16 protein-coding genes are annotated in these 21,856 nt (G+C 69.5%); 7 read left to right on the forward strand and 9 right to left on the reverse strand.

Annotated elements, in window-relative coordinates:
• Window positions 1-22 precede the first annotated feature (22 nt).
• On the forward strand, window positions 23-2,830 hold the full coding sequence (locus tag AC1PK7_RS14860) for a TonB-dependent receptor plug domain-containing protein (RefSeq protein WP_481098627.1): 2,808 nt from the start codon (window positions 23-25) through the stop codon (window positions 2,828-2,830).
• Between the two features lie 73 nt (window positions 2,831-2,903).
• Complete coding sequence (locus tag AC1PK7_RS14865) at window positions 2,904-4,895, forward strand: alpha/beta hydrolase family protein (RefSeq protein WP_481098628.1); 1,992 nt, start codon at window positions 2,904-2,906, stop codon at window positions 4,893-4,895.
• Window positions 4,896-5,002: 107 nt separating this feature from the next.
• On the opposite strand, the gene AC1PK7_RS14870 is transcribed toward AC1PK7_RS14865, so the two are convergent.
• On the reverse strand, window positions 5,003-6,604 hold the full coding sequence (locus AC1PK7_RS14870; RefSeq protein WP_481098629.1) for a phytoene desaturase family protein: 1,602 nt from the start codon (window positions 6,602-6,604) through the stop codon (window positions 5,003-5,005).
• Window positions 6,605-6,805: 201 nt separating this feature from the next.
• Between AC1PK7_RS14870 and AC1PK7_RS14875 the strand changes: the two genes are divergently transcribed.
• Together AC1PK7_RS14875 and AC1PK7_RS14880 are read left to right on the forward strand one after the other, a co-directional pair.
• Window positions 6,806-8,905, forward strand: coding sequence for a M13 family metallopeptidase (locus tag AC1PK7_RS14875; RefSeq protein WP_481100902.1), 2,100 nt, complete (start codon window positions 6,806-6,808; stop codon window positions 8,903-8,905).
• Window positions 8,906-9,142: 237 nt separating this feature from the next.
• Window positions 9,143-11,155: a M13 family metallopeptidase gene (locus AC1PK7_RS14880; protein WP_481098630.1), complete on the forward strand. Its 2,013-nt coding sequence runs from the start codon at window positions 9,143-9,145 to the stop codon at window positions 11,153-11,155.
• 174 nt (window positions 11,156-11,329) lie between these two features.
• Here the strand turns inward: AC1PK7_RS14880 and AC1PK7_RS14885 are convergent, their stop codons facing one another.
• The 6 genes from AC1PK7_RS14885 to AC1PK7_RS14910 form a co-directional block, all read right to left on the reverse strand.
• A complete protein-coding gene (locus AC1PK7_RS14885; protein ID WP_481098631.1) occupies window positions 11,330-11,992 on the reverse strand; it encodes a rhomboid family intramembrane serine protease in 663 nt (220 codons plus the stop codon).
• 986 nt (window positions 11,993-12,978) lie between these two features.
• The gene (locus tag AC1PK7_RS14890; RefSeq protein WP_481098632.1) at window positions 12,979-13,365 is read right to left on the reverse strand and encodes an MGMT family protein; all 387 of its coding nucleotides are present in this window, start codon (window positions 13,363-13,365) and stop codon (window positions 12,979-12,981) included.
• Window positions 13,362-14,300: a DMT family transporter gene (locus AC1PK7_RS14895; protein ID WP_481098633.1), complete on the reverse strand. Its 939-nt coding sequence runs from the start codon at window positions 14,298-14,300 to the stop codon at window positions 13,362-13,364. Before AC1PK7_RS14895 ends, AC1PK7_RS14890 begins: the two co-directional genes overlap by 4 nt.
• A gap of 88 nt (window positions 14,301-14,388) precedes the next feature.
• Entirely contained in the window at window positions 14,389-15,750 is a 1,362-nt protein-coding gene (gene gorA, locus AC1PK7_RS14900; protein ID WP_481098634.1) for a glutathione-disulfide reductase, read from the reverse strand.
• A 156-nt stretch (window positions 15,751-15,906) separates the two neighbouring features.
• The gene (locus tag AC1PK7_RS14905) at window positions 15,907-17,148 is read right to left on the reverse strand and encodes a DUF418 domain-containing protein (RefSeq protein ID WP_481098635.1); all 1,242 of its coding nucleotides are present in this window, start codon (window positions 17,146-17,148) and stop codon (window positions 15,907-15,909) included.
• A gap of 142 nt (window positions 17,149-17,290) precedes the next feature.
• Window positions 17,291-17,770, reverse strand: a complete 480-nt coding sequence (locus AC1PK7_RS14910) for an FKBP-type peptidyl-prolyl cis-trans isomerase (protein ID WP_481098636.1) — start codon at window positions 17,768-17,770, stop codon at window positions 17,291-17,293.
• Window positions 17,771-17,879: 109 nt separating this feature from the next.
• On the opposite strand from AC1PK7_RS14910, the gene AC1PK7_RS14915 reads away from it, so the two are divergent.
• The 3 genes from AC1PK7_RS14915 to AC1PK7_RS14925 all read left to right on the forward strand — a co-directional run bounded on the left by AC1PK7_RS14915 (window position 17,880) and on the right by AC1PK7_RS14925 (window position 20,395).
• Window positions 17,880-18,422: a C40 family peptidase gene (locus AC1PK7_RS14915; RefSeq protein WP_209031894.1), complete on the forward strand. Its 543-nt coding sequence runs from the start codon at window positions 17,880-17,882 to the stop codon at window positions 18,420-18,422.
• Between the two features lie 107 nt (window positions 18,423-18,529).
• Window positions 18,530-19,366, forward strand: coding sequence for a C40 family peptidase (locus tag AC1PK7_RS14920; RefSeq protein WP_481098637.1), 837 nt, complete (start codon window positions 18,530-18,532; stop codon window positions 19,364-19,366).
• A gap of 279 nt (window positions 19,367-19,645) precedes the next feature.
• Window positions 19,646-20,395, forward strand: a complete 750-nt coding sequence (locus AC1PK7_RS14925; RefSeq protein ID WP_481098638.1) for a nucleotidyltransferase domain-containing protein — start codon at window positions 19,646-19,648, stop codon at window positions 20,393-20,395.
• A gap of 22 nt (window positions 20,396-20,417) precedes the next feature.
• On the opposite strand, the gene AC1PK7_RS14930 is transcribed toward AC1PK7_RS14925, so the two are convergent.
• Window positions 20,418-20,897, reverse strand: a complete 480-nt coding sequence (locus AC1PK7_RS14930) for an acyl-CoA thioesterase (RefSeq protein ID WP_010341292.1) — start codon at window positions 20,895-20,897, stop codon at window positions 20,418-20,420.
• A gap of 119 nt (window positions 20,898-21,016) precedes the next feature.
• Window positions 21,017-21,853, reverse strand: coding sequence for a class I SAM-dependent methyltransferase (locus tag AC1PK7_RS14935; protein WP_481098639.1), 837 nt, complete (start codon window positions 21,851-21,853; stop codon window positions 21,017-21,019).
• Between the last annotated feature and the right edge of the window lie 3 nt (window positions 21,854-21,856).

Consider the following 21,856-nt stretch of genomic DNA (forward strand, 5'->3'; position numbering starts at 1 on the left):
GCGGAGTCTTCTGGTCGTTGCTGTGTCCGCCATTCTGGCCCTGCCCGCCGCATCGGCGCTGGCGCAAAGCCAGCCCGCGAGCGAGGAATCGGAGACGGAACAACTGACCGAGGCCACCGGCGCCAAGGCGCGCACCCTCGAGAAGGTGACGGTGACCGGCTCGCGCATCCAGCGCACCGAGGTCGAGGGCCCCTCGCCCGTCACCATCATCTCCGCCACCCAGATCGAGCGCGAAGGCTTCAACACCGTCTTCGACGCGCTGAGCACGCTCACCCAGGCCTCCGGCTCCACCCAGAACGAGCTGTTCCAGGGCGGCTTCACCCCCAACGCCAGCGTGATCAACCTGCGCGGTCTCGGCCCCGGCCGCACCCTGCTGCTGATCAACGGCCGCCGCGCCGCGGACTACCCGCTGCCCTACAACGGCCAGAGCAACTTCGCCAACTTCGGCAACATCCCGGCCGCGGCGGTCGACCGCATCGAGATCCTCGCCGGCGGCGCCTCGGCCATCTACGGCTCCGACGCGGTCGCCGGCGTGGTCAACGTCATCCTCAAGACCAACTACGAGGGCGACCTGGTCAAGCTGCGCGGCAGCACCCTGACCCGCGGCGGCGGCGACACCGGCGACTTCCAGTGGATCGGCGGCAAGACCGGCGACCGCTGGAGCCTGACCTATGCCTTCGAGTACACCGCCGGCGAGCCGCTGTTCGCCTACCAGCGCGACTTCATGGATTCGTCGCTGGACAACCCGTTCCCGCCGGCCTTCGTCGGCATCCAGCCGACCGGCACCATGCGCGTGCGCCGCCGTACCGGCTCGACCACCAACTCCTACTTCGCGCCGCCGGCCGGCGCCTGCGAGCAGTTGGGCGACGAGTGGGTGCGCTGGAACTACCGCACCGCCAGCGCCAGTGGCGCCATCACCAACCTCGGCCAGGCCTGCGGCACCTTCAAGGACCCGGCCTACCAGACCATCCGCAACCAGAACAACGACCTGTCCGGCTACGCGTACGGCACCTTCGATTTCGAAGGCGGCCTACAGGGCTGGGCCAGCCTGCAGGCCTGGTCCTCCGAGTCCAAGTACACCGCGGGCACCCAGTTCTGGTCCGGCCGCACCAATGGCGCGCTGTGGTTCGATCCCGGTTTCAATGCACTGGTCGACGCGCAGCGCGTGTTCGCCCCGCAGGAAGCCGGCGGCGTCGAGCATCTGATGGCGCGCAACAAGGAGAAGTCCTACGACTTCGCCGCCGGCCTGCGCGGCAAGCTGGGCGAGCGCTTCGACTGGGACCTGACGCTGTCGCGCGCCGAGTACAAGGTGAAGGTCGATCGTCCGCGCCTGATGGCCTCGGCGGTCAACGATTACTTCCTCGGCCAGCAGTTGGGCACCCGCGTGGTGGGCGGCGTCACCTATCCGGTGTATCGCCTGAACCAGCAGCGCTACTACAGCGCACTGACCCCGGACCAGTTCGCGGCGCTGAGCACCACGGTCAAGACCGACGCCAACTCGCACGTCAACCAGGGCAGCTTCGTGCTCTCCGGCGACCTGTTCGAACTGCCGGCCGGCGCGCTGGGCTTCGCCGGTATCGTCGAAGCCTCGCAGCAGGAGTACAAGCTCAACGCCGACCCGCGCATCCTGCCCGACTACACCGGCACCGACCGTCCGTACAACCTCACCGGCACTGGCGGCGGCGGCAAGCGCGACCGCTACGCACTGGGCGTGGAACTGTCGATTCCGATCCTCAGTTCGCTGAAGGCGCACCTGGCCGGACGCCTGGACAAGTACGACGACGTCACCGCGGTAGACGACGCCAAGACCTGGAACGCCGGCCTGGAGTGGCGCCCGCTGGACAGCCTGCTGCTGCGCGGCTCCTACTCCACCAGCTTCCGCGCGCCGGACCTGCACTACGTGTTCGCCGATCGCAGCGGCTCGTTCACCAGCATCTTCGACACCCGTCGCTGCCTGGAAAGCGGCCGCGCCGCGGCGCAGTGCCCGACCTCGGACACCACGGTGAACTACACCGCGTACGGCGTGCGCCAGGGCACCACCGACCTGTCCGAGGAAACCGGCACATCGTGGACCGCCGGCTTCGTGTGGGACGTGCTCGACGGCCTGTCGGTCACCGCCGACTACTACGACATCCGCCTGAAGAACGTGGTGGCCGACATCACCTCCACCTACATCCTCGACGGCGAAGCCGGCTGCGTGACCGGGCTGACCCGCAACCGCAACCCGTTCACCCTGGGTGCGCCGGGCTCGGCGTTCTGCAACGACATGCTGTCGCGGGTGACCCGCCTCAGCGCGCCGGGCACGCCGAACGACGGCCAGATCACCGAGATCCGCCGCGGTCCGATCAACCGCGCCTTCCTCGGCACCAAGGGCATCGACGCGTCGCTGGACTACCGCCTGGACACCGACCGACTGGGCGACTTCCGCTTCCAGGTGGGCTACTCGCACACCCTCGAGCAGAAGTCGGCCGAGTTCAAGGGCGACCCGGTCCTCGACTACCGCGACGACCTGAGCAACTTCGACTTCCGCAGCCGCATCCGCACCACCGCGACCTGGCAGCGGAACGACTGGCAGGCGGCGGTGTTCATGCTCCGCTACGGCAGCCTGCCGAATTGGCAGGAGACCGGCCGCATCGCGCCGTACTTCATCTGGAACGCCAACGTGGGCAAGAAGCTGACCGACAAGCTGACGGTCAACTTCTACGTCAACAACGTGTTCGACAAGACGCATCCGAAGGACAGCGGCTACAACACGTATCCGTACTTCTGGCGCGCCTACAGCCCGTACGGCCGCGAAGTGGCGGCGGAGTTCCAGTACCGCTTCCGCTGAGCCGCGGCACGCGCACTGGAGATCAGCGAGAGCCCGGCATCGGGCTCTCGCTGTGTGCAATCACGCAAAAAGGATGCTCGTGAAACGACTCGTTGCTTTCTGCGCGCTGGGGCTGTGCCTGCACGGCAGTGCCGCCGCGGCCGCGCCCCCGCCCATTGCGGATTTCGTCAAGCGCCCCACCTACAGCGCGGTCAAGATCTCGCCGGACGGCGAGTACCTGGCCCTGACCGTGGACCGCGGCGAACAGGACGTGCTGACCGTGCTCGGCACGCGCGACCTCAAACCGATCAAAATCAATGTACTGCCCGACGGCAAGAGCGTCGGCGCGTTCTACTGGACCGGCCGCAAGCGGCTGCTGTTCACCGCGGTCAAGAAGGTCGGCGCGTTCGAGCGGCCGATGGGCACCGGCGAATGGTTCGCGGTCGACGCCGACGGCGGCCAGCCGCGCACCCTGATCGAATACGGCACGCAAGGCGTGACCCAGCGCGGCAAGAGCGTGGGCCGCGAATCCTTCGCCCTGCTCGATACGCTGCGCGACGACGAACAGAACGTGGTCATGCAGGTGCGCTACCCGCGCTCCTCGGAGGGCGCCGGCACCGAGGTGGTGCTGATCGAGACCCTCAGCGGGCGGCGCAAGTCGCTGGGCCGCGCGCCCAAGGCGAACTGCTCCATCGCCCTGGACGCCGCCAAGCAGCCCGCCTTCGCCACGTGCCAGAGCGACAAGGATGAGGACACCGGCTACGACAGCCACAGCGAGGTGTATGCGCTGAAGGACGGCAAGTGGGAACTGATCAACGCCAGCAAGGCCGATGGCGCGCGTCTGGACATCGCCTGGTCCACTGCCGACGGCCGCGTCTACGCCACCCGCGACGACGGCAAGGCGCCCGGTGCGTTCGGCTATCTGGATCCGCAGAGCGGGCGTTTCGTTTCGTTGTTTCAGGATTCCACCAGCGAGGTCGCGCGCACCATCACCGCCACCGACGGCTCGGACACCGCACTGGCCGTCGTCACCGAGGCCGGCGCGCCGCAGGTCAGGCTGATCGACGAGGCGCATCCGGACGCGGCGCTGTACGCCAGCCTGGCCGCGGCCTTTCCGGGCCAGTACGTCGACTTCGCCAGCGCCACCCGCAGCGGCGACACCGTCGTGGTCAGCGTGCGCAGCGACCAGAATCCGGGCGAGCTGTACCTGTACGAACGCGCCACCGGCAAGGCGCGTTTCCTGATGAAGAGCCGGCCGTGGATCGATGCGGCGAAGATGGCCACGGTCATGCCGATCCAGTTCACCGCCCGCGACGGCCTGCGCATCCACGGCTACCTCACCGTGCCGGCCGGGGCGCAGGCGAAGAACCTTCCGCTGATCGTCAACGTGCACGGCGGGCCGATGGGGCCGCGCGACAGCTGGGGCTTCCATTCCGAGGCGCAACTGTTCGCCAGCCGCGGCTATGCCACATTGCAACTCAACTACCGCGGCTCCGGCGGCTTCGGCAAGGCGTTCATGGACCGCGCCTACGGGCAGTGGGACGGCGGCATCATGAACGACATCGTCGACGGTACGCAGTACGCCATCCAGCAGGGCCTGGTCGACAAATCGCGCATCTGCATCTACGGCGGCAGCTTCGGCGGCTACGCGGCGATGATGGCGCCGGTGCGCGCGCCGGGCCTGTTCCAGTGCGCGTTCGGCTATGTCGGCATGTACGACGCCAAGATCCAGTTGCGGCTCAGCGACACCAGCAAGAGCGAGAGCGGCAGGCGCTATCTGCTGCGTGCCTTCGGCAGCAGCAGTGCCGAGCAGGAGCGGATGTCGCCGATCAACCACGTGCAGGCGCTGACGTTGCCGATCTACCTCGCCGCCGGCGCCCGCGACGACCGCTGCCCGCCGGAGCACACCGAAGCGCTGGCCAAGGCGCTGCAGGCGGCCGGCAACCCACCCGAGGGCATGATCGTGCAGTCCGGCGAAGGCCACGGCTTCTACAAGGAAGACAACAACCTCAACCTCTACACCAGGATGCTGGGGTTCTTCGACGCACATCTGGGCGCTTCCGCGCCGCAGGCCGGCGCGCCCTGACCCGCCACGCAGACAACGCCACGGCGCGCCGCCGTGGCACGCGCGGCGCACTGCACGCACCGCGCCTTTCCCTCGCCCTGGTCGTCATGCCAGGGCTTTTTTTGCCACTACCGTCCGCCGCCGCGCAACAGTGCCATCGCCGCATTGTGACCGGGCGCGCCGGTCACGCCGCCGCCGGGATGGGTGCCGGAGCCGCACAGGAACAGACCAGGAATCGCACCGCGGTACGCCGCCTGGCCGAGCATGGGGCGTGCGCTGAACAGCTGGTTGAGGCTCAACGCGCCATGGAAGATGTCGCCGCCGATCAACCCGAAGGTGCGCTCCAGGTCCAACGGGCTCAGCACCTGCCGGCCCAGCACCGAAGCGGCGAAGCCCGGCGCGTAGCGCTCGACGGTGGCGATCATCAGGTCGGCGACCTCCTCGCGGTGCGCGTCCCAGCTGCGCCCGTCCGGCAACTGCGGCGCCACGTGCTGGCAGAACAGGCTGGCCACGTGCTGGCCCGGCGGCGCCAGGCTGTCGTCCAGGGTGCTGGGAATCAGCAGTTCGACGATCGGTTCGCGCGACCAGCCATGTCGGCGCGCGTCCTGGTAGGCGCGATCCATGTAGTCCAGGCTCGGCGCCAGCACGATGCCGGCGGTGAGATGGTCGCCCGGCCCCGGCAGCGCGCTGAAGCTGGGCAGGCGCGACAGCGCCACGTTCATGCGAAACGTGCCCGACCCGCAGCGCCAGTGCGCCATGCGCGCACGCGTGGCGGCCGGCACCTGCGCCGGATCGAGCAGGCGTTCGTACAGCAGTTTGGGGTTGACGTTGGCGACCACGTGCCGCGCCCGCAGCCGCTCGCCCTGCTCGGTGACCACGCCGACCGCGCGCCCATCCTCGACCAGGATCTCGCGCACGCCGGCATCGGTGCGGATCTGCGCGCCGGCGGCGGTCGCGGCGCGCGCCATCGCCTGGGTGATCGCGCCCATGCCGCCCAGCGCATGGCCCCAGGCGCCCTTGACCCCATTGCTCTCGCCGAACACGTGGTGCAGCAGCACGTAGGCCGATCCCGGGGTGTACGGGCTGGCGTAGTTGCCGACGATGCCGTCGAAGCCGAACAGCGCCTGCGCCGCATCGCTCTCGAACCAGCGCTGCAGATACTCGGCGGCGGAGATGGTGAACAGGTCCAGCAGGTCCTGGCGCAGTTCCGCGTCCAGCGCGTGCAGGCGGCGGCCGAGGCGGCCGGCGCGCAGCAGTTCGGGCAGCGCCTGCAGCCAGCCGCCGTCGGTGACGTTCGGCGGCGGCTGCAGCGCCAGCGCGCGCAGCACGTCGGCGATGCCCTCCAGCCGCGCCTCGTAGGCCGGCAGGCGCGCGGCGTCGCGCGCGGAGAACTTGGCCAGTTCGGCCTGGGTGTGGCCGGCGCCGGTCAGCAGATAACGTCCATCCGGCAACGGCAGGAAGTTGTTGCGTCGGCGCGGCACGATGTGCAGGCCGTGGCCGGCCAGATCCAGGTCGGCGATCACCTTGGGCTGCAGCAGCGACACCGTGTAGGACGCCACCGAGTTGCGGAACCCGGGATGAAACTCCTCGGTCACCGCGGCGCCGCCGACCACGCCGCGCCGCTCCAGCACGGTCACCTTCCAGCCGGCCCGCGCCAGGTAGGCGGCGCAGACCAGGCCGTTGTGGCCGGCGCCCACGATCAGGGCATCGCATGGCGATTCACGGGTCATGGCCGCATGGTAAGCCAGCGCCGGCGCCCTGCCGACCGGCAGGCAATGCGGCCGTCCCACGGCCCAACGCGCGCGGCCGTCCATGACCTTCGACACCCCTGAAACCTCCCGCGGCGGCGTAGAGTCTCGCCACGGCCCGGACGGGCCACCTTTTTATCCACGTCGGCCTGGAGCCTGCCTGTGACCCTTCGCAATCCCAAGATGTTGCTGTTGACCCTGGCCGTGAGCGCCGCGCTGACCGGCTGCAACAAGCCCGAGAACGCCGCGCCCGCCGCCGACGCCGCCAAGCCCGCGCCGGCCGCCGCCCCGGCCGCAGCGCCCGCCGAGCTCAAGCTCGACACCAGCAAGCTGCCGGCCTACAACGCCTTCAGCATCAACGACCTCGACGCCGGCAAGAGCGCCTGCGACGACTTCAACGGCTACGTCAACGGCAAGTGGCTGGCCGCCAACGAGATTCCCAAGGACCGCAGCAGCTGGGGCGCGTTCTCGATCCTGGACGAGCGCTCGGTGGCCGTGCAGCACCAGTTGGCCGAACAGGCCGCTGCCGCCGCCAACCCGCAGGGCGTGGAGAAGATCGTCGGCGACTTCTGGTCCTCGGGCATGGACGAAGCCAAGATCAACGCCCAGGGCATCGCGCCGCTGAAGGCCGACCTGGCCGCGATCGACGGCCTCAAGGACGGCCCGGCGATCGCCGAGTACCTGCGCCAGAGCGCGGCCAAGGGCGAGAACGGCCTGTTCGGCTTCGGCGCGGAAGCCGACTTCAAGAATTCGACGATGAACATGGCCTACGCCATGCAGGGCGGCCTCGGCCTGCCCGACCGCAGCTACTATGTCGACGCCGACAAGCAGGACAAGCTCAAGGCCTACCAGGCGCACGTGGCCAAGGTGCTGGAGCTGGCCGGCGTGCCGGCCGCCGACGCGGCCAAGCAGGCGCAGGACGTGGTGGCGCTGGAAACCCGTCTGGCCAAGGTCTCCAAGTCCAGCGAGCAGCTCTCGCGCGACGCCGAGCTGGCCTACAACCCGGTCACCCCGGCCGAGGCCGACAAGCTGACCCCGAACTTCCCCTGGACCAAGTTCTTCGAATCGCAGGGCGTGGCCGTGCCGGAGAAGTTCTCGCTGGCGATCCCGGCCTTCCACCAGGAAGTGAGCAAGGCGCTGGGCGACACCGACCCGTCGGTGTGGCGCGCCTACCTGCGCTTCCACACCGTGGACAGCGCCTCGCCGTACCTGAGCGATGCCTTCGCGCAGGAAAACTTCGCTTTCTACGGCAAGGAACTCAACGGCCAGGCCGAGATGAAGCCGCGCTGGAAGCGCGTGCTCGGCAGCATCGAGAACGGCGCCGGCGAGGCGATGGGCCAGATGTACGTCAAGGTCGCGTTCTCGGCCGACGACAAGGCCAAGATGCAGCAGTTGGTGGAGAACTTGAGCCAGGCGCTGAAGGCGCGCCTGGAGAAGCTGACCTGGATGAGCGAGGAGACCAAGGCCAAGGCCCTGGAGAAGTGGAAGACCTTCACCCCGAAGATCGGCTACCCGGACAAGTGGCGCGACTACAGCAGCCTGACCACCAAGCGCGACAGCTACCTGGACAACGTGCGCGCCGCCACCGCGTTCAACTACAAGTACAACCTGAGCAAGATCGGCAAGCCGGTGGACAAGACCGAGTGGGGCATGACCCCGCAGACGGTCAACGCCTACTACAACCCGCTGCAGAACGAGATCGTGTTCCCGGCGGCGATCCTGCAGCCGCCGTTCTTCGACCCCAAGGCCGACGACGCGTTCAACTACGGCGGCATCGGCGCGGTGATCGGCCACGAAATGACCCACGGCTACGACGACCAGGGCGCGCGCTTCGGGCCGACCGGCAACTTCGAGAACTGGTGGACCCCGGCCGACGCGAAGAAGTTCTCCGCACTCACCGGCAAGCTGGTCCAGCAGTTCGACGGCTACGAGGTCGACGGCAAGCACGTCAACGGCAAGCTGACCCTAGGCGAGAACATCGCCGACCTGGGCGGCATCACCACCGCCTATGACGCGATGAAGAAGGCCACCGAGGGCAAGGACGACCCGAAGGTCGGCGGCATGAGCCGCGACCAGAACTTCTTCATCAACTGGGCCACCGTGTGGCGCACCAAGTACACCCCGCAAAACGCGATGGTGCGCCTGACCACCGACCCGCACGCCCCGGCGCAGTTCCGTGCGATCGGCGCGCCGTCGAACCTGGAGGCCTTCGCCACCGCGTTCCAGTGCAAGCCGGGCGCGCCGATGGTGCGCAGCGGCGACAAGCGCGTGGTGATCTGGTAAGCGGCAGCGTCACCGCCGTCCCGCGAGAAGGCCCGGCATGTCCGGGCCTTTTCTTTGCGTGGACGCCGATCTGCGGCAGCGGCGGCGATGCCGACCGCCCTGTGCGGCCAGCGGCGTCCGTGGTTGCCCAAGCCCCTCGCTGAATCCGGTTGGGCGGTGGACGCACGTCATCGCCACAGTTGCACACCGCGGCTTGTTAAACTCCGCCGACTTTAATCCTGACCGGATGCGTTCCCGATGCCCAATGCCCGTCCGCTTGCCCTCGCCGTCGCCCTCGGCCTGATCGCCCTCGCCTCCGCCGCCGATGCCGCGCCCAAGAAGAAGCGCGCCGCCGCGCCCAAGGCCCCGCCGATCAGCGCCGCCTGCAGCGACTTCTACGACGATGCCAACGCCGATTGGCTCAAGCAGAACCCGGTGCCGCAGACCGGTGCGGTCACCGCGCTGGGCCAGCTCGCCGAGCGCGCGCAGCAACAGCAGCGCGACCTGCTCGATGCGTCCATGCAGTCGCCGCAGAACGCGGTGCAGAAGGCGCTGGGCGACTTCTGGGCCAGTGGCCTGGACGAGGCCGCCGTCGAGAAGGACGGCTCCAACCCGATCGCGCCGCTGCTCGGCCGCATCGATGCGATCAAGAAGGCCAAGGACGTGCCGGCCTCGATCGCCGCGCTGCATCAGATCGGTATCCCGGTCGCGTTCAACTTCGGCGCCGACGTCGACCTGAAGGCGCTGGACCGCCACATTGGCTACTTCATGCAGGGCGGCATGGGCCTGCCCGACCCGGCCTTCTACACCCGCACCGACGCCGACACCATGGCGCTGATGGGCCGCTACCGCACCTACGTCAAGCAGATCCTGACCCTGACCGGCACCCCGGCCGACCGCCTCGAGGCCGACGCGCAATCGGTGCTGCAGATCGAGACCGCGCTGGCGCGCAGCGCCAAGTCGCTGGCCGGCATCAACAACCCGTTCAACAACTACGCGCCGATTTCGACCAAGGAGTTGAACAAGCAGTACCGCAACCTGCAGCTCGACGCCTTCCTCAAGGCCCAGGGCGTCAACGACGACCTGGTGTCGATGGCCGACCCGGACATGTTCAAGCAGCTCGACGGCATGATCGTCAGCATCAAGCCCGAGCAGTGGAAGGCCTACCTGCGCTGGCGCGTGGGCGATGCGATGGCGCCGTACCTGTCCAAGAGCTTCCGCGACGCCAGCTTCGAGTTCCGCGGCCGCGTGCTGCAGGGCCAGGTCGCACCGCCGCCGCGCTGGGCGCAGGTGCTGGACGCGATCAACGTCGCCGCCGGCCCGATGCTGGGCCGCGAGTACGTGGCACGCTACCTGTCGGCCGACACCCGCCGCCAGGCCGAGACCATCGCCGACCAGGTGCGCGACGCGCAGATCGCCGCGATCAAGCGCAGCACCTGGCTGAGCGAGCCGGCGCGCACCGAGGCGCAGGCCAAGCTGGCCGCGCTGAAGATCGAAGTCGGCGCGCCGCGCCGCGACCTCGACTACACCCTGCAACCGATGGGCCGCGGCAGCTTCGGCGGCAACATGCTGATCGCCTCCACCTGGCGCCACCGCGAAGAGATGAAGCGCATCGGCAAGGGCAACGCCGACCGCCGCTGGGACGTGCTGCCGCAGCAGCCGGCGCTGACCTACGACATCGCCCAGAACCGCCTGATCGTCACCGCCGCGGTGCTGCAGCCGCCGGTGTACGCGGCCGGCGGCGACGCCGCGGCGCTGTACGGCGCCTACGGCGCGATGGTCGCGCACGAGCTGATCGGCGCCATCGACAGCAAGGGCAGCCAGGTCGACGCACAGGGTCAGTTGCGCAACTGGTGGACCCCGGAAGACAAGAGCGCCTGGAACGCGCTGGCGGCCCGTACCGCCGCGCAGTACGGCGCCTACGACTTCCCCGGCGTGAAGGGCGCCAAGGTCAACGGCGCGCTGACCCAGGACGAGGACCTGACCGACATCGGCAGCGTCGAACTGGCCTGGCAGGCCTACAGCGCCGCGCAGCCAGCGGCCAACGAAACCGACAAGCAGGCGTTCTACAAGGCCTGGGCCGGCCTGTGGGCGCAGCAGCTGTCGCCGAACGAAGCCGTGCAGCGGGTCACCGCCGACGTGCACGCGCCCGGCCGCTGGCGCACCAACGGCGCGCTGGCCAACCTGCCCGCCTTCGCCGCGACCTTCACCTGCAAGCCGGGCCAGCCGATGGTGCGCAGCGAGGCCGAGCAGATCCACCTGTGGCCGTGAGCCGGTGCCGGCGCTAGCCGCCGGCCAAGCACACAGCAAGACGGCGCGGGCAACCGCGCCGTCTTGCGTTCAGGGATGGGAAAACGTGTCGTCGGCGCCTGCGCTGCGCAGGCGGCTGTCAACGCGAGGGCGCTGCGCGCGCGGCGATGCCTGCGCGCGGAGGCCTGCGTGCGCTCAGCGCACGATGCGCGGACGCGGCGGCTTGCGCTTGCCGAACGGCGGCTGGCCGCGCCAGTAGCGGATCATCAGCCAACCGAACAGCATGCCGCCCAGATGCGCGAAATGCGCCACGCCCGGCTGCCAGCCGGTGAAGCCCATCAGCAGTTCCAGCGCACCGAACACGATCACGAAGGTGCGCGCCTTCATCGGGATCGGCGGGAACAGCAGCACCACCCGCTGGTTCGGAAACAGCATGCCGAAGGCCAGCAGCAAGCCAAAGATGCCGCCCGAGGCGCCCACGACCGGAAGCGCCTGCATGCCGTTGCTGACCATCCACCAGCCGACCAGCAATTGGCACAGGCCGGCGCCGGCTACGCAGACCAGGTAGTAGGTCAGGAAGCGCTTCTCGCGCCAGGTCTGTTCCAGCGGACCGCCAAACATGTACAGGGCAAGCATGTTGAACAGCAGGTGCATGAAGTCGTCATGCAGGAAGCCGTAGGTCAGCAACTGCCAGACCTGGAAATTCTGCCCGGGCGAGAACGCATCGAAGGCGCCGATCGGCCACAGCATGAAGGGCTCGAACGTCGCATCGCCCAGCAAAAAGGGTTGCTGCAGCAAGAACACCACGACATTTGCGATCAGAAGCGCTTTAGTGACGGGCGGGAGTCTGGGAAACATGGTTGGGTCCGTGGCAACTGCCTCCATCATAGCCGCTCGTTAGAGCATGCACCCCAACCAATGCAGCGGCATGCCATGACCAACGATGCTCTTCCAAGAGGTACTGCGAGCGCGGTGCGCCGAAGAGACAGACGAGGGCGCGGGAGAAGCCTCGCGCAGTCAACATGCAGCATGCGCTTCGCGCCCGTACCCTCACCCCAACCCCTCTCCCGCAGGGAGAGAGGCTTGAACCTCCTTCTCCCTCCGGGAGAAGGTGCCCCGAAGGGGCGGATGAGGGTACGAGCGCAGCCTCGTGCAGTTGAAACACCACATGCGCTTCGCGCCCCTACCCTCACCCCAACCCATCTCCCAGAGGGAGAGGGCTTGGCATTCCCTTCTCCCTCCGGGAGAAGGTGCCCCGAAGGGGCGGATGAGGGTACGAGCGCAGCCTCGCGCAGTTGAAACAGGACATGCGCTTCGCGCCCTACCCTCACCCCAACCCCTCTCCCGCAGGGAGAGGGGCTTGAACCTCCCTTCTCACACCGGGAGAAGGTGCCCCGAAGGGGCGGATGAGGGTACGGGCGCAGCCTCGTGCAGTGAAACACCGCATGCGCTTCGCGCCCTGCCCTCACCCCAGCCCCTCTCCCGCAGGGAGAGGGGCTTGAACCTCCTTCTCCCTTCGGGAGAAGGTGCCCCGAAGGGGCGGATGAGGGTACGAGCGCAGCCTCGTGCAGTTCAAACACCGCATGCGGCTTCGCGCCCTACCCTCACCCCAACCCCTCTCCCGGAGGGAGAGGGGCTTGAACCTCCCTTCTCCCACCGGGAGAAGGTGCCCCGAAGGGGCGGATGAGGGTACGGGCGCAGCCTCGTGCAGTGAAACAACGCATGCGCTTCGTGCCCCTACCCTCACCCCAACCCCTCTCCCGGGGGGGCGAGGGGCTACGCCATTCACAGCCGGCCTCTTCTGCTTTTCGAGACACGGGCGGCCGCAGTTCTGGTGCGCTTCGCTACCTAGGCCCCCACACCTCCGCATCGAGATCCCGCGCCGGCTTAGGCGCACGCTTCACCCGCCCACCCTGCACCGCCACGCCTTCGGCGCGCAGGCGTTGGCATTGTTCGCAATAGCCGCGCGAGCCTTCGGGAAACGCGATGCGGCCGTCGCTGCGCAGCACCCGGTGCCAGGGCAGCGCGGCGTCGGTGTTGCCGCCGAGCAGGCGCGCCACCAGGCGCGCGCGCCCCGGCAACCCGGCCAGCATCGCCACCTCGCCATAGCCGCGCACCTGGCCCGGCGGGATCGCCCGGATCGTCGCCAGGATCCGCGCGTGTGCGTCGGCAACCGCCGTCGTCGCGGCCGGCACCGACGCATTCGCTGCGGGCGGCCGCCGTGGACTCATGCCGCCGGCCTCGCCCGCACCGGCCGCGACACCAGCAGCACCCCGCCCAGCACCAGCACGGTGCCGGCGATCTGCCACGGCCCCATCGCCTCGCCCAGCAGCAGCACGCTGAGCACGATGGTCGAGACCGGGCCGAGCATGCCGATCTGCGACGCCAGCGCCGAGCCGATGCGCTGCACCGCCAGCATCGTCGCCAGCACCGGCACCGCCGTACACAGCGTGCCGTTGAGCAGCGACAGCGCGTACACCGGCGCCGGCAGGGCCAGCGCGTGGAGCGGCCGCAGCAGCAGGAACTGCGCGATGCACAGCGCGCAGGCGACCAGGCTGGCGTAGGCGGTCAGCCGCACCGCGCCGACCCGCGCCACCAGTTGGCCGCTGCCGACCAGGTAGGCCGCATAGGCCAGCGCGCTGCCGAACACCAGCAGGCTGCCCCAGGCGGTGCGCGCGCCGCCGATGCGCAGGTCGTGGCCGAACGCCAGCAGCACGCCCAGATAGCTCAACGCCAGCGCCCACAACTGGCGCCGCTGCGGACGCCGCCGCCACAGCAGCACGCCGATCAGCAGCACCAGGGTCGGGGTGAGATAGAGGATCAGCCGCTCCAGGGTCGCGGTGATGTAGGCCAGGCCGAGGAAATCCAGGAAGCTGGCCAGGTAATAGCCGAGCACACCCAGCGCGACGATCCGCCAGCGGTCGCCGGGCTGCAGCGGCGGCGCGCGGCGCGCCGCCCACAGCGCCATCGCCGCGAAGCACGGCAGCGCCACCAGCATGCGCAAGGCCAGCAGGGTCACCGCATCGACGCCATAGCGATAGCCCAGCTTGACGATGATGGCCTTGCCGGAAAACGCGATCGCGCCGCCCGCGGCGAGCAGCACGCCGCCGAGGCTGGCCTGGGTGGCGGAGGAAGCGACGGGGGCGGACGTGCCGGGCGCGCTCATCGCGCAGCGCCGCGACAGGGAGAAGAGGACACGTGCATGCCGCCATTCTACGGCGCGACGGCCAACCCGCCGTCGGATCGCCGCGGCTTCAGCGCATCAGTACCACTTCCTCGGCCGAGGTCGGATGGATCGCCACGGTGTCCTCCAGTTGCTGCTTGGTCACGCCCAGCTTCAACGCCACCGCGAACCCCTGCAGTATCTCGTCGGCACCATCGCCGAGTAGATGGAAGCCGACCACGCGTTCGTCGGCGCCAACGCACACCAGCTTGAACAGGCTGCGCTGCGGCGAGTCGGCCAGCGCCTGCAGCATCGGCCGGAAGTTGCTGCGGTACACAGTCACCGCATCGGCGCCGTAGCGTTCGCGCGCCTGCTCCTCGCCCAGCCCCACCTGGCCCAGCGGCGGGTGCGAGAACACCACGCTGGGCACGTTCTCGTAGTCCAGCCGCGCCTGCGGTCGGTCGCCGAACACGCGATCCATCAGCTTGCGCCCGGCGGCGATCGCCACCGGGGTCAGGCCGACCTTGCCGGCCACGTCGCCGATCGCGTACAGCCCCGGCACGTCGGTGTTCTGGTAGTCGTCCACCACGATCTCGTGCTTGTCGCCCAGGCGCACGCCCAGCGCTTCCAGGCCGAGGTCGCGTGTGTTGGGGCGGCGCCCGATCGCGAAGAACACCTTGTCGACGATCTCGCCAGACTGCCCCTGCGCATCGACCACGCACAGGTCCTCGCCGCTGCGGCGCAGGGCGCTGGCGCGATAACCGAAATGCAGGCGCACGCCCTGGTGACGCAGATTGTCGGCGAGCTGCCGCGCCAGTTCCGCGTCGAACCGCTCCAGCAGGCGCTCGCCCTGCACGTACAGCTCCACCCGGCTCCCCAGCGCCTGCAGCAGTCCGGCCAGTTCCACCGCGATGTAGCCGCCACCGACGATCGCCACCCGCGGCGGAGCCTCGCACAGGTTGAAAAAGTCGTCCGAGACCAGGCCCAGTTCGGCGCCTTCGATCTGCGGCCGCAGTGGATGCGCACCGGTGGCGATCACCACGTGCTTGGCGCTGACCCGCACGCCGTCGTCGCATTCGACGGTGTGCGCATCGACCAGCCGGCCGCGCCGCGGAATCAGCACCACGCCGTCGGCATCCAGGCGCCGCCGGTAGCTGGCGTGGATGTTGCCGATGTAGCCCTGGCGATGCGCCACCAGCTCGGCCCAGGACAGCGTGGCCTCGGGAATGGCGAAGCCGACCGCGCGCGCCAAGTCGATGCGCTCGACCAGGTCCGCCGCCAGCCACATCGCCTTCTTCGGCACGCAGCCGACATTGACGCAGGTGCCGCCGAGCGCGCTCGGCTCCAGGATCGCCACCCTCGCGCCGTGGCTGGCGGCGCGGAACGCGGTGGCCAGGCCACCGGAGCCCCCGCCCAGCACCAGCAGGTCGTAATCGCGGATCGGCCCGCTCACGGCGCACGCTCGGCGCGCGGTGCAGTGGCGTCGCTGGCGAACCCGTATCCGCTTCTCACATCGTCCATCGGCTGTCCTGTCGCATGTCTCGGTCGCCGCGGAGCATGCCATGGGCGGCCGCGCGGCAGATGTGAGGACGCCGCCGCAGCGCCTGTCTCAGGCAGCATCGCGTCGCCGCATCGGCTGCCAGCGCAGGTAGCTGGCCGACCGCCACAACCACTCCACCGGGCCGAAACGGAACCGCTGCAGCCACCAGTGCGACAACGCCACCTGCAGCGCGAACAGCGCGACCGCGAACGGGATCTGCCAGGCGCGCGGCAATCGCTCGAAGTAACCGAAGCCATAGCCATAGAACAGCGTGGTGCACACCAGCGACTGCAGCAGGTAGTTGCTCAGCGCCATGCGTCCGGCCGGCGCCAGCCACTGCAACGCCGCTGCGGCGCGCACCAGCCAGGCCGCATAGCCCAGCGCCATCAGGCCACCGGCGACGCTGGCGAGGGCGTAGGCAAACGTCAGCCGCAGATCCAGTCGCGCCGGGTCCATCCACGGCTCCAGCCGGAAGCTCAGCAGCATCAGCCCCAGCCCCAGCGGCAGCACGCCCCAGCGCAGCACCGCCAGCAGCCGCGGGAAGCGCTGCGGTTGCGCGGCCAGGCCGCTGCGCACGCACCAAGCGCCGAGCAGGAACATGCCGAAGATGGTCGGCGCATTGAACAGCAGCCCGCTCAGCGATTCGACCAGGTCGCGCGCGCGTTGCGCGGTGGCCTGGACGTAGCTGCCGTGGCCGAACACCTCGCGCTGCTGCGCCAGCGCCGCGGCGCCGTGCTGCGCCTGCTCGGCCATCTCGCGTTGCCACTGCGCCGCACTGTGCGGATCGGCCTGCGCCGCCCAGGCGGCGGCGCCGATCAACAGCCACAGCGCCGGCGCGAACAGGTACACCACCAGCGCCATGCCGGGCAGCCAGCGCGTGGGCGCCTCGCGGAACGCCAGCAGCATGAACGCCAGCAGCGCGTAGCTGACCAGGATGTCGCCGGACCACAGCAGCACGGCATGCAGCAGACCGATCAGCAGCAGCCCCGCGCTGCGACGCAGGAAGAAGCCACCGAACGGCCGTCGCGCGATCTCGGCGCGCTGCGCCATCACTGCGAAGCCCATGCCGAACAGCAGCGAGAACAAGGTGTAGAACTTGCCCTGCACCAGGATGTAGACCAGTGCGTCGGCGATGCGGTCGGCGCCGCGCAGCGTCGGATCCAGGCCGGTCATCGCTGCGTCCAGCGAACCGACGAAGCCCTCGATGTTCATCAGCAGGATGCCCAGCAGGGCGAAGCCGCGCAGCACGTCCAGCGTGGCGATGCGCTCGGCGGGCGCGACGGGCTGCAACACGGGGGCGGAGGAAGCCAAGGCGGGCACCGGACGGAAGGCCGGCGAATGTCCCCTCGCCGCGATCAGGAAGGCCGCCGGCGTCCGCGGCGGCGCGACGGCGCCGCTGCGCGCGGCGCCAGGGCTGGCGGCACCGGCGCGACCGGTACCGCCATCAACGCACTCAGTGGTGGTGGCCGCCGTCGCCGTGCACGTGGCCGTGCTCGATCTCTTCGGCGCTGGCCTCGCGCACGTCGACGATCTCCACGTCGAAATGCAGGTCCTTGCCGGCCATCGGGTGGTTGAGGTCGACGTCGACCACGCTCATGCCGACCTTCTGCACGGTGACCGCGCGCGGGCCGAAGTTGGTCTGCAGCACCACCTGGCTCCCCGGCTGCAGCTTGGCCGCGCCGAAATGCTTCTTCGGCACGCGCTGGCTCAGGCCCTCGCGGTATTCGCCGTAGGCGTCCTTGGCCGCCACGTCGACGCCGAAGCTGTCGCCGGCGGCCTTGTCCATCATCGCGTTCTCCAGGCCAGGGATGATGTTGCCGTGGCCGACCAGGATCACCAGCGGATCGCGGTCCTTGGAGCTTTCGATCGGCGCTTGACCGACTTCCGAAACGGTGTAGTGGAAACGGACGACGCGGTCTTTTTCGATCTTCATGTGCACTCTGCGCTGTGGCTGCCGGGGGCAGACGGGATGGGCGGCTTGTCGGCCGCCGGGAGCGCCGCCATGATGGCGGCCTTCTGAGGTCGCGCATTATCCCGGCTCCATGCACAACACGCCAGTTTCGCCGCGCGGCCGCCGCGCGTTCCCGTGGTGGCTTCCGCTGCTGTGCGCCGCGGCGCTGGCGGCCTGCGGACGCCACGAGGTCCGCCACACCCGGCCGGCACCGGTGACGGTGCGCGAGTGGCCGCAGGTGGCACCGGCCGACCCGGGGGCGGCCAACGCGGTGCTGATGCGCGCGCTGGGCCTGGTCGGCACCCCCTACCGCTACGGCGGCAACACCCCCGAGTCCGGCTTCGACTGCAGCGGCCTGGTCGCCTATGTCTATCGCGACATGCTCGACCTGCGGCTGCCACGCACCTCGCGCGAACTGGCCGCGGTGCAGGGGCCGCGGATCGATCCGCAGCGCCTGAGCACCGGCGACCTGGTGTTCTTCGGCAGCGCCGGGAATGTGACGCACGTCGGAATCTATGTCGGCGAAGGCCGTTTCGTGCATGCCCCCAGCACCGGCGGAACCGTCCGCCTGGATTCGCTGGATGGGGCCTACTGGCGAGACCATTACACCGGTGCGAAACGGGTTTTGCGTTGAACTGTGATTTCACCCACATTCATAATTACGAAATTTTAACCTTATTTGAACTTCCTATTTCTGTCTACAAGGCATGATCCCCCATCGTTTTATTTTGTGATCCAAGCGTGACGACCGAAGCCCAGACCTCTCCAGGCAAGCCCGCCGTTCCCCGCCGGACCGCTTTCCGCCTCTTCTGCACCGCCTCGCTCTGTTTCTCGGCCCTCCCGGCCCTGGCTCAGACCGCTCCCGCCGACACCGTCGTCCCGGAAGCGATCGCGACCGTCGCCCCCGCCCCGGCCCAGGTCGGCGCCGCGGCGACCACCGCCCCGGCGACCGCACAGACCTCCACTTCCATCGCCTCGGCCAAGCCGGCCGCCGCCGCCCAGGCGCCCGCGCCGACGCGCAGCAAGGCCGACGCCGCTGCCAGCGCCACGCTGGCCGCCCTGCTGCCGCACCTGGCCGCCAACGACACCATTCCACTGATGGACCGCTCGGCGATGTTCGCCGGCGACATCAGCCGCCTGCTGGCCAACTACGACGTGTCCCAGCCGGTTCCGCGCGAAGGCGTGGTCCCGGGCGGCGACAAGGTCCAGTCCGTGCTCAAGCGCGCCATGGCGCTGCTGGGCACCCCGTACCGCTGGGGCGGCGAGGACACCGAGGGCTTCGACTGCAGCGGCCTGGTCGGCTACGTGTTCCGCACCGCGCTGGGCATCGAACTGCCGCGCGTGTCGCGCGAAATGGCCCGCGAGGCCAACGCCCAGCTGATCAAGGACCGCGATGCGCTGGCCCCGGGCGACCTGGTGTTCTTCGGCCGCAAGGGCCGCGTCGACCACGTCGGCCTGTACGTCGGCGAGGGCCGCTTCCTGCACGCCCCCAGCCGCGGCAAGGACGTGCGCGTGGACACGCTGACCTCCGGCTACTGGGGCGAGAAGTTCGTGCAGGCGCGCCGCGTGGCGATGTAAGCCACCCCCGTCTGTGCGCAATGCGAAGAAAGGCCGCTGGCGACAGCGGCCTTTCTTATTGCGCCCGGGTGTCGCCGGATTGCCGCTGCGATGCGACGCTGTCCACCGGCTACGTCATTGCCGCCCCCGCCTTGCCCGACGGCACGATACGCTGGCCTGCCTCGATCGCGTCACCGGAATGTCGATGACACCACCTCCCTCGCCCGTCCTGCGCCCCTGCCACGCCCATGACCACCGTCACCAGGCCGCATACTGGCGGCATCGGCAGGCGCTGCGCTGATGCTGCTCACTCCCGCCCTGCCCACGCCCGCCCAGGCACTGGCGATCGCGCAGTCGCTGCTGTCCACCCGCTATGCCGGCGCTGCCTTCGGCTTCGCCGCCGGCTCGATCCTGCGCGGCGAAGGTACGCACCTGTCCGACATCGATCTGGTGGTGGTCTACGACAGCCTGCCGGCGGCACGTCGCGAATCGTTCCTGGCCGAGGGTGTGCCGGTCGAAGCCTTCGTGCACGATCCGGGTACGCTGGCCTGGTTCGTCGATGACGATGCGGCCCGCGGCCGTCCCAGCCTGCTGCACATGGTCGCCGAGGGCACCATCGTCGGCACCGCGACCGAATCCGCACGCAGCCTACAAGGCCAGGTCGCCGCGCGACTGCAGGCCGGGCCGCTGCCGCTGACGCCGGCGCAACGGGACGCGCTGCGCTACGAGATCACCGACCTGATCGACGACCTGTGCGGCGAACGCAGCGCCGCCGAGATCGTCGCGATCGGCGCATTGCTGCATCCGCGCCTGGCGGAACTGGCGCTGCGCGGACGCGGCCATTGGTACGGCAGCGGCAAGTGGGTGCCGCGCCTGCTGGCACGGATGGATCCGGCGGTGGGCGCGCGCTTCGAGCAGGCCTTCGCCACGCTGTTCGCCAGCGCCGACTGCGCGCCGGTGCTGGCGCTGGCGCAGCAGGAACTGGCCGCGCACGGCGGCCGCCTGTTCGCCGGCGACTGCCGCACCGCGCCGGCGGACTGGCGCGCCTGAACCAGCGCGCGGGCGCGCGCCCTCAGCCGTGGTAATGCGCGATGGTGTCCTCGATGCCCTTGCTCAGCTCCATCACCTTCTGCGCGTACTCGGCCAGGCGATGGTCTTCCGGGGTATCCGGATGCCAAGCCGGGACCGCAGTCGGGCGGCCTTCGACGCCGTCCAGGGCCACGAACACGATGATGCAATGCGTGCACAGACGCGGCTCGCCGCCCATCGGATCGCGGGCGCGCACCTCGATGGCGAAATGCATGCTGCTGGTGCCGGTGTGGACCAGCTTGGCGCTGACCGTGACCATGTCGCTGATGCGGATCGGCGAGACGAAGCGGATGCCGCCCACCGCCACGGTCACGCTGTAGTGGCCGCTCCAGCCCACCGCGGCGGCGTAGCCGACTTGGTCGATCCACTTCATCACCACGCCGCCGTGAACCTTGCCGCCGTAGTTGACGTCGATCGGTTCGGCCAGGAAGCGGAAGGTCAGTTCGCGTTGCGTGCCGCTCATCGGGAGTCCATGCAGGGGAAGAAGGCGGCAGTCTGCCATGCGCCGACGCCGCCAATCGCAATGGCGCCGCAATGGCCTGCGGCCACGGCAGCGCTGTGCCGGCCGGCCGATGGGGTCGACTACGCCGCGGCCAGCGCCAGGTTGTCGCGCTTGCGGATGCACAGCCACGGGAAATGCGGCTGGCGCCAGCGCAGTGCGCGCAGGCAGCGTACCGACAGCCGTCGGGGGTCGAACAACCGGCGCAGCACGATGCCGTCCAGCACTGCGTCGGTGTGCTGGTGGTACTGCTGCGCCAGTTCGGCGCAGCCCAGGTCGCTGAAGTAGCGCAGGCTGCGCGCGGCGCTGGCCCGGGCCTGCTCGGCGTCGGCGTAGAACGGGCTGTCGAGGATGTGCAGTTCGCCATCGTGCTGCAGCAGCCGCAGCAAGCGTGCGATCAGCGCACGCGGATCGGCGAAGTACTGGATGCAGGCAGGCACCACCACGACATCGAACCGCTGCGCCGGCAGCGGCAAACGCAGGATGTCGCCGGCGACGAAACTCAGCTGCGGCGCGTCGGCGAACACCCGCGCCGCCTGGGCAAGTTCGGTGCGATTGACGTCCACGCCGCAGACCTCGCGCTGCAGGCCGCTGGCCAGGCGATGCGAGAGCCAGCCGTTGCCGCAGCCCAGTTCCAGTAGCGGCGCGTCGCCGCCGCGCGCGCGCAGGTGGCGCAGCAGGCGCCGGCACGATTCGGCACGCACCCGCCATTCGTGGCTGGCGCCGAGCGCGCCGGGCGGCTGCGGCAGCGTGCACACCTGCGCGTCGCTGTAGAGCCGGCCTTCGCGGCGGCGCACCTCCAGGTAGCGCTGCTCGAACGGGTCGTCCGGCAGCGCGTCGTGCACCAGCACGCCCTCGCGCAGCGTCAGCCCCGGCAACTGTCGCAGCTGCGCACGCAGGCTCTCGGCGGCCGTGCTCACGGC

Source organism: Xanthomonas sp. NCPPB 3174 (assembly GCF_056725205.1).

What these genes read in the sequence shown, in the direction of transcription:
- AC1PK7_RS14895 (WP_481098633.1), bottom strand. Translation starts at nt 14,300, where the DNA reads ATGAGCGCGCCCGGCACGTCCGCCCCCGTCGCTTCCTCCGCCACCCAG.
- AC1PK7_RS14865 (WP_481098628.1), top strand. Translation starts at nt 2,904, where the DNA reads ATGCTCGTGAAACGACTCGTTGCTTTCTGCGCGCTGGGGCTGTGCCTG.
- AC1PK7_RS14885 (WP_481098631.1), bottom strand. Translation starts at nt 11,992, where the DNA reads ATGTTTCCCAGACTCCCGCCCGTCACTAAAGCGCTTCTGATCGCAAAT.
- AC1PK7_RS14930 (WP_010341292.1), bottom strand. Translation starts at nt 20,897, where the DNA reads ATGAGCGGCACGCAACGCGAACTGACCTTCCGCTTCCTGGCCGAACCG.
- AC1PK7_RS14910 (WP_481098636.1), bottom strand. Translation starts at nt 17,770, where the DNA reads ATGAAGATCGAAAAAGACCGCGTCGTCCGTTTCCACTACACCGTTTCG.
- AC1PK7_RS14890 (WP_481098632.1), bottom strand. Translation starts at nt 13,365, where the DNA reads ATGAGTCCACGGCGGCCGCCCGCAGCGAATGCGTCGGTGCCGGCCGCG.
- AC1PK7_RS14880 (WP_481098630.1), top strand. Translation starts at nt 9,143, where the DNA reads ATGCCCAATGCCCGTCCGCTTGCCCTCGCCGTCGCCCTCGGCCTGATC.
- AC1PK7_RS14925 (WP_481098638.1), top strand. Translation starts at nt 19,646, where the DNA reads ATGCTGCTCACTCCCGCCCTGCCCACGCCCGCCCAGGCACTGGCGATC.
- AC1PK7_RS14875 (WP_481100902.1), top strand. Translation starts at nt 6,806, where the DNA reads ATGTTGCTGTTGACCCTGGCCGTGAGCGCCGCGCTGACCGGCTGCAAC.
- AC1PK7_RS14870 (WP_481098629.1), bottom strand. Translation starts at nt 6,604, where the DNA reads ATGACCCGTGAATCGCCATGCGATGCCCTGATCGTGGGCGCCGGCCAC.
- AC1PK7_RS14915 (WP_209031894.1), top strand. Translation starts at nt 17,880, where the DNA reads ATGCACAACACGCCAGTTTCGCCGCGCGGCCGCCGCGCGTTCCCGTGG.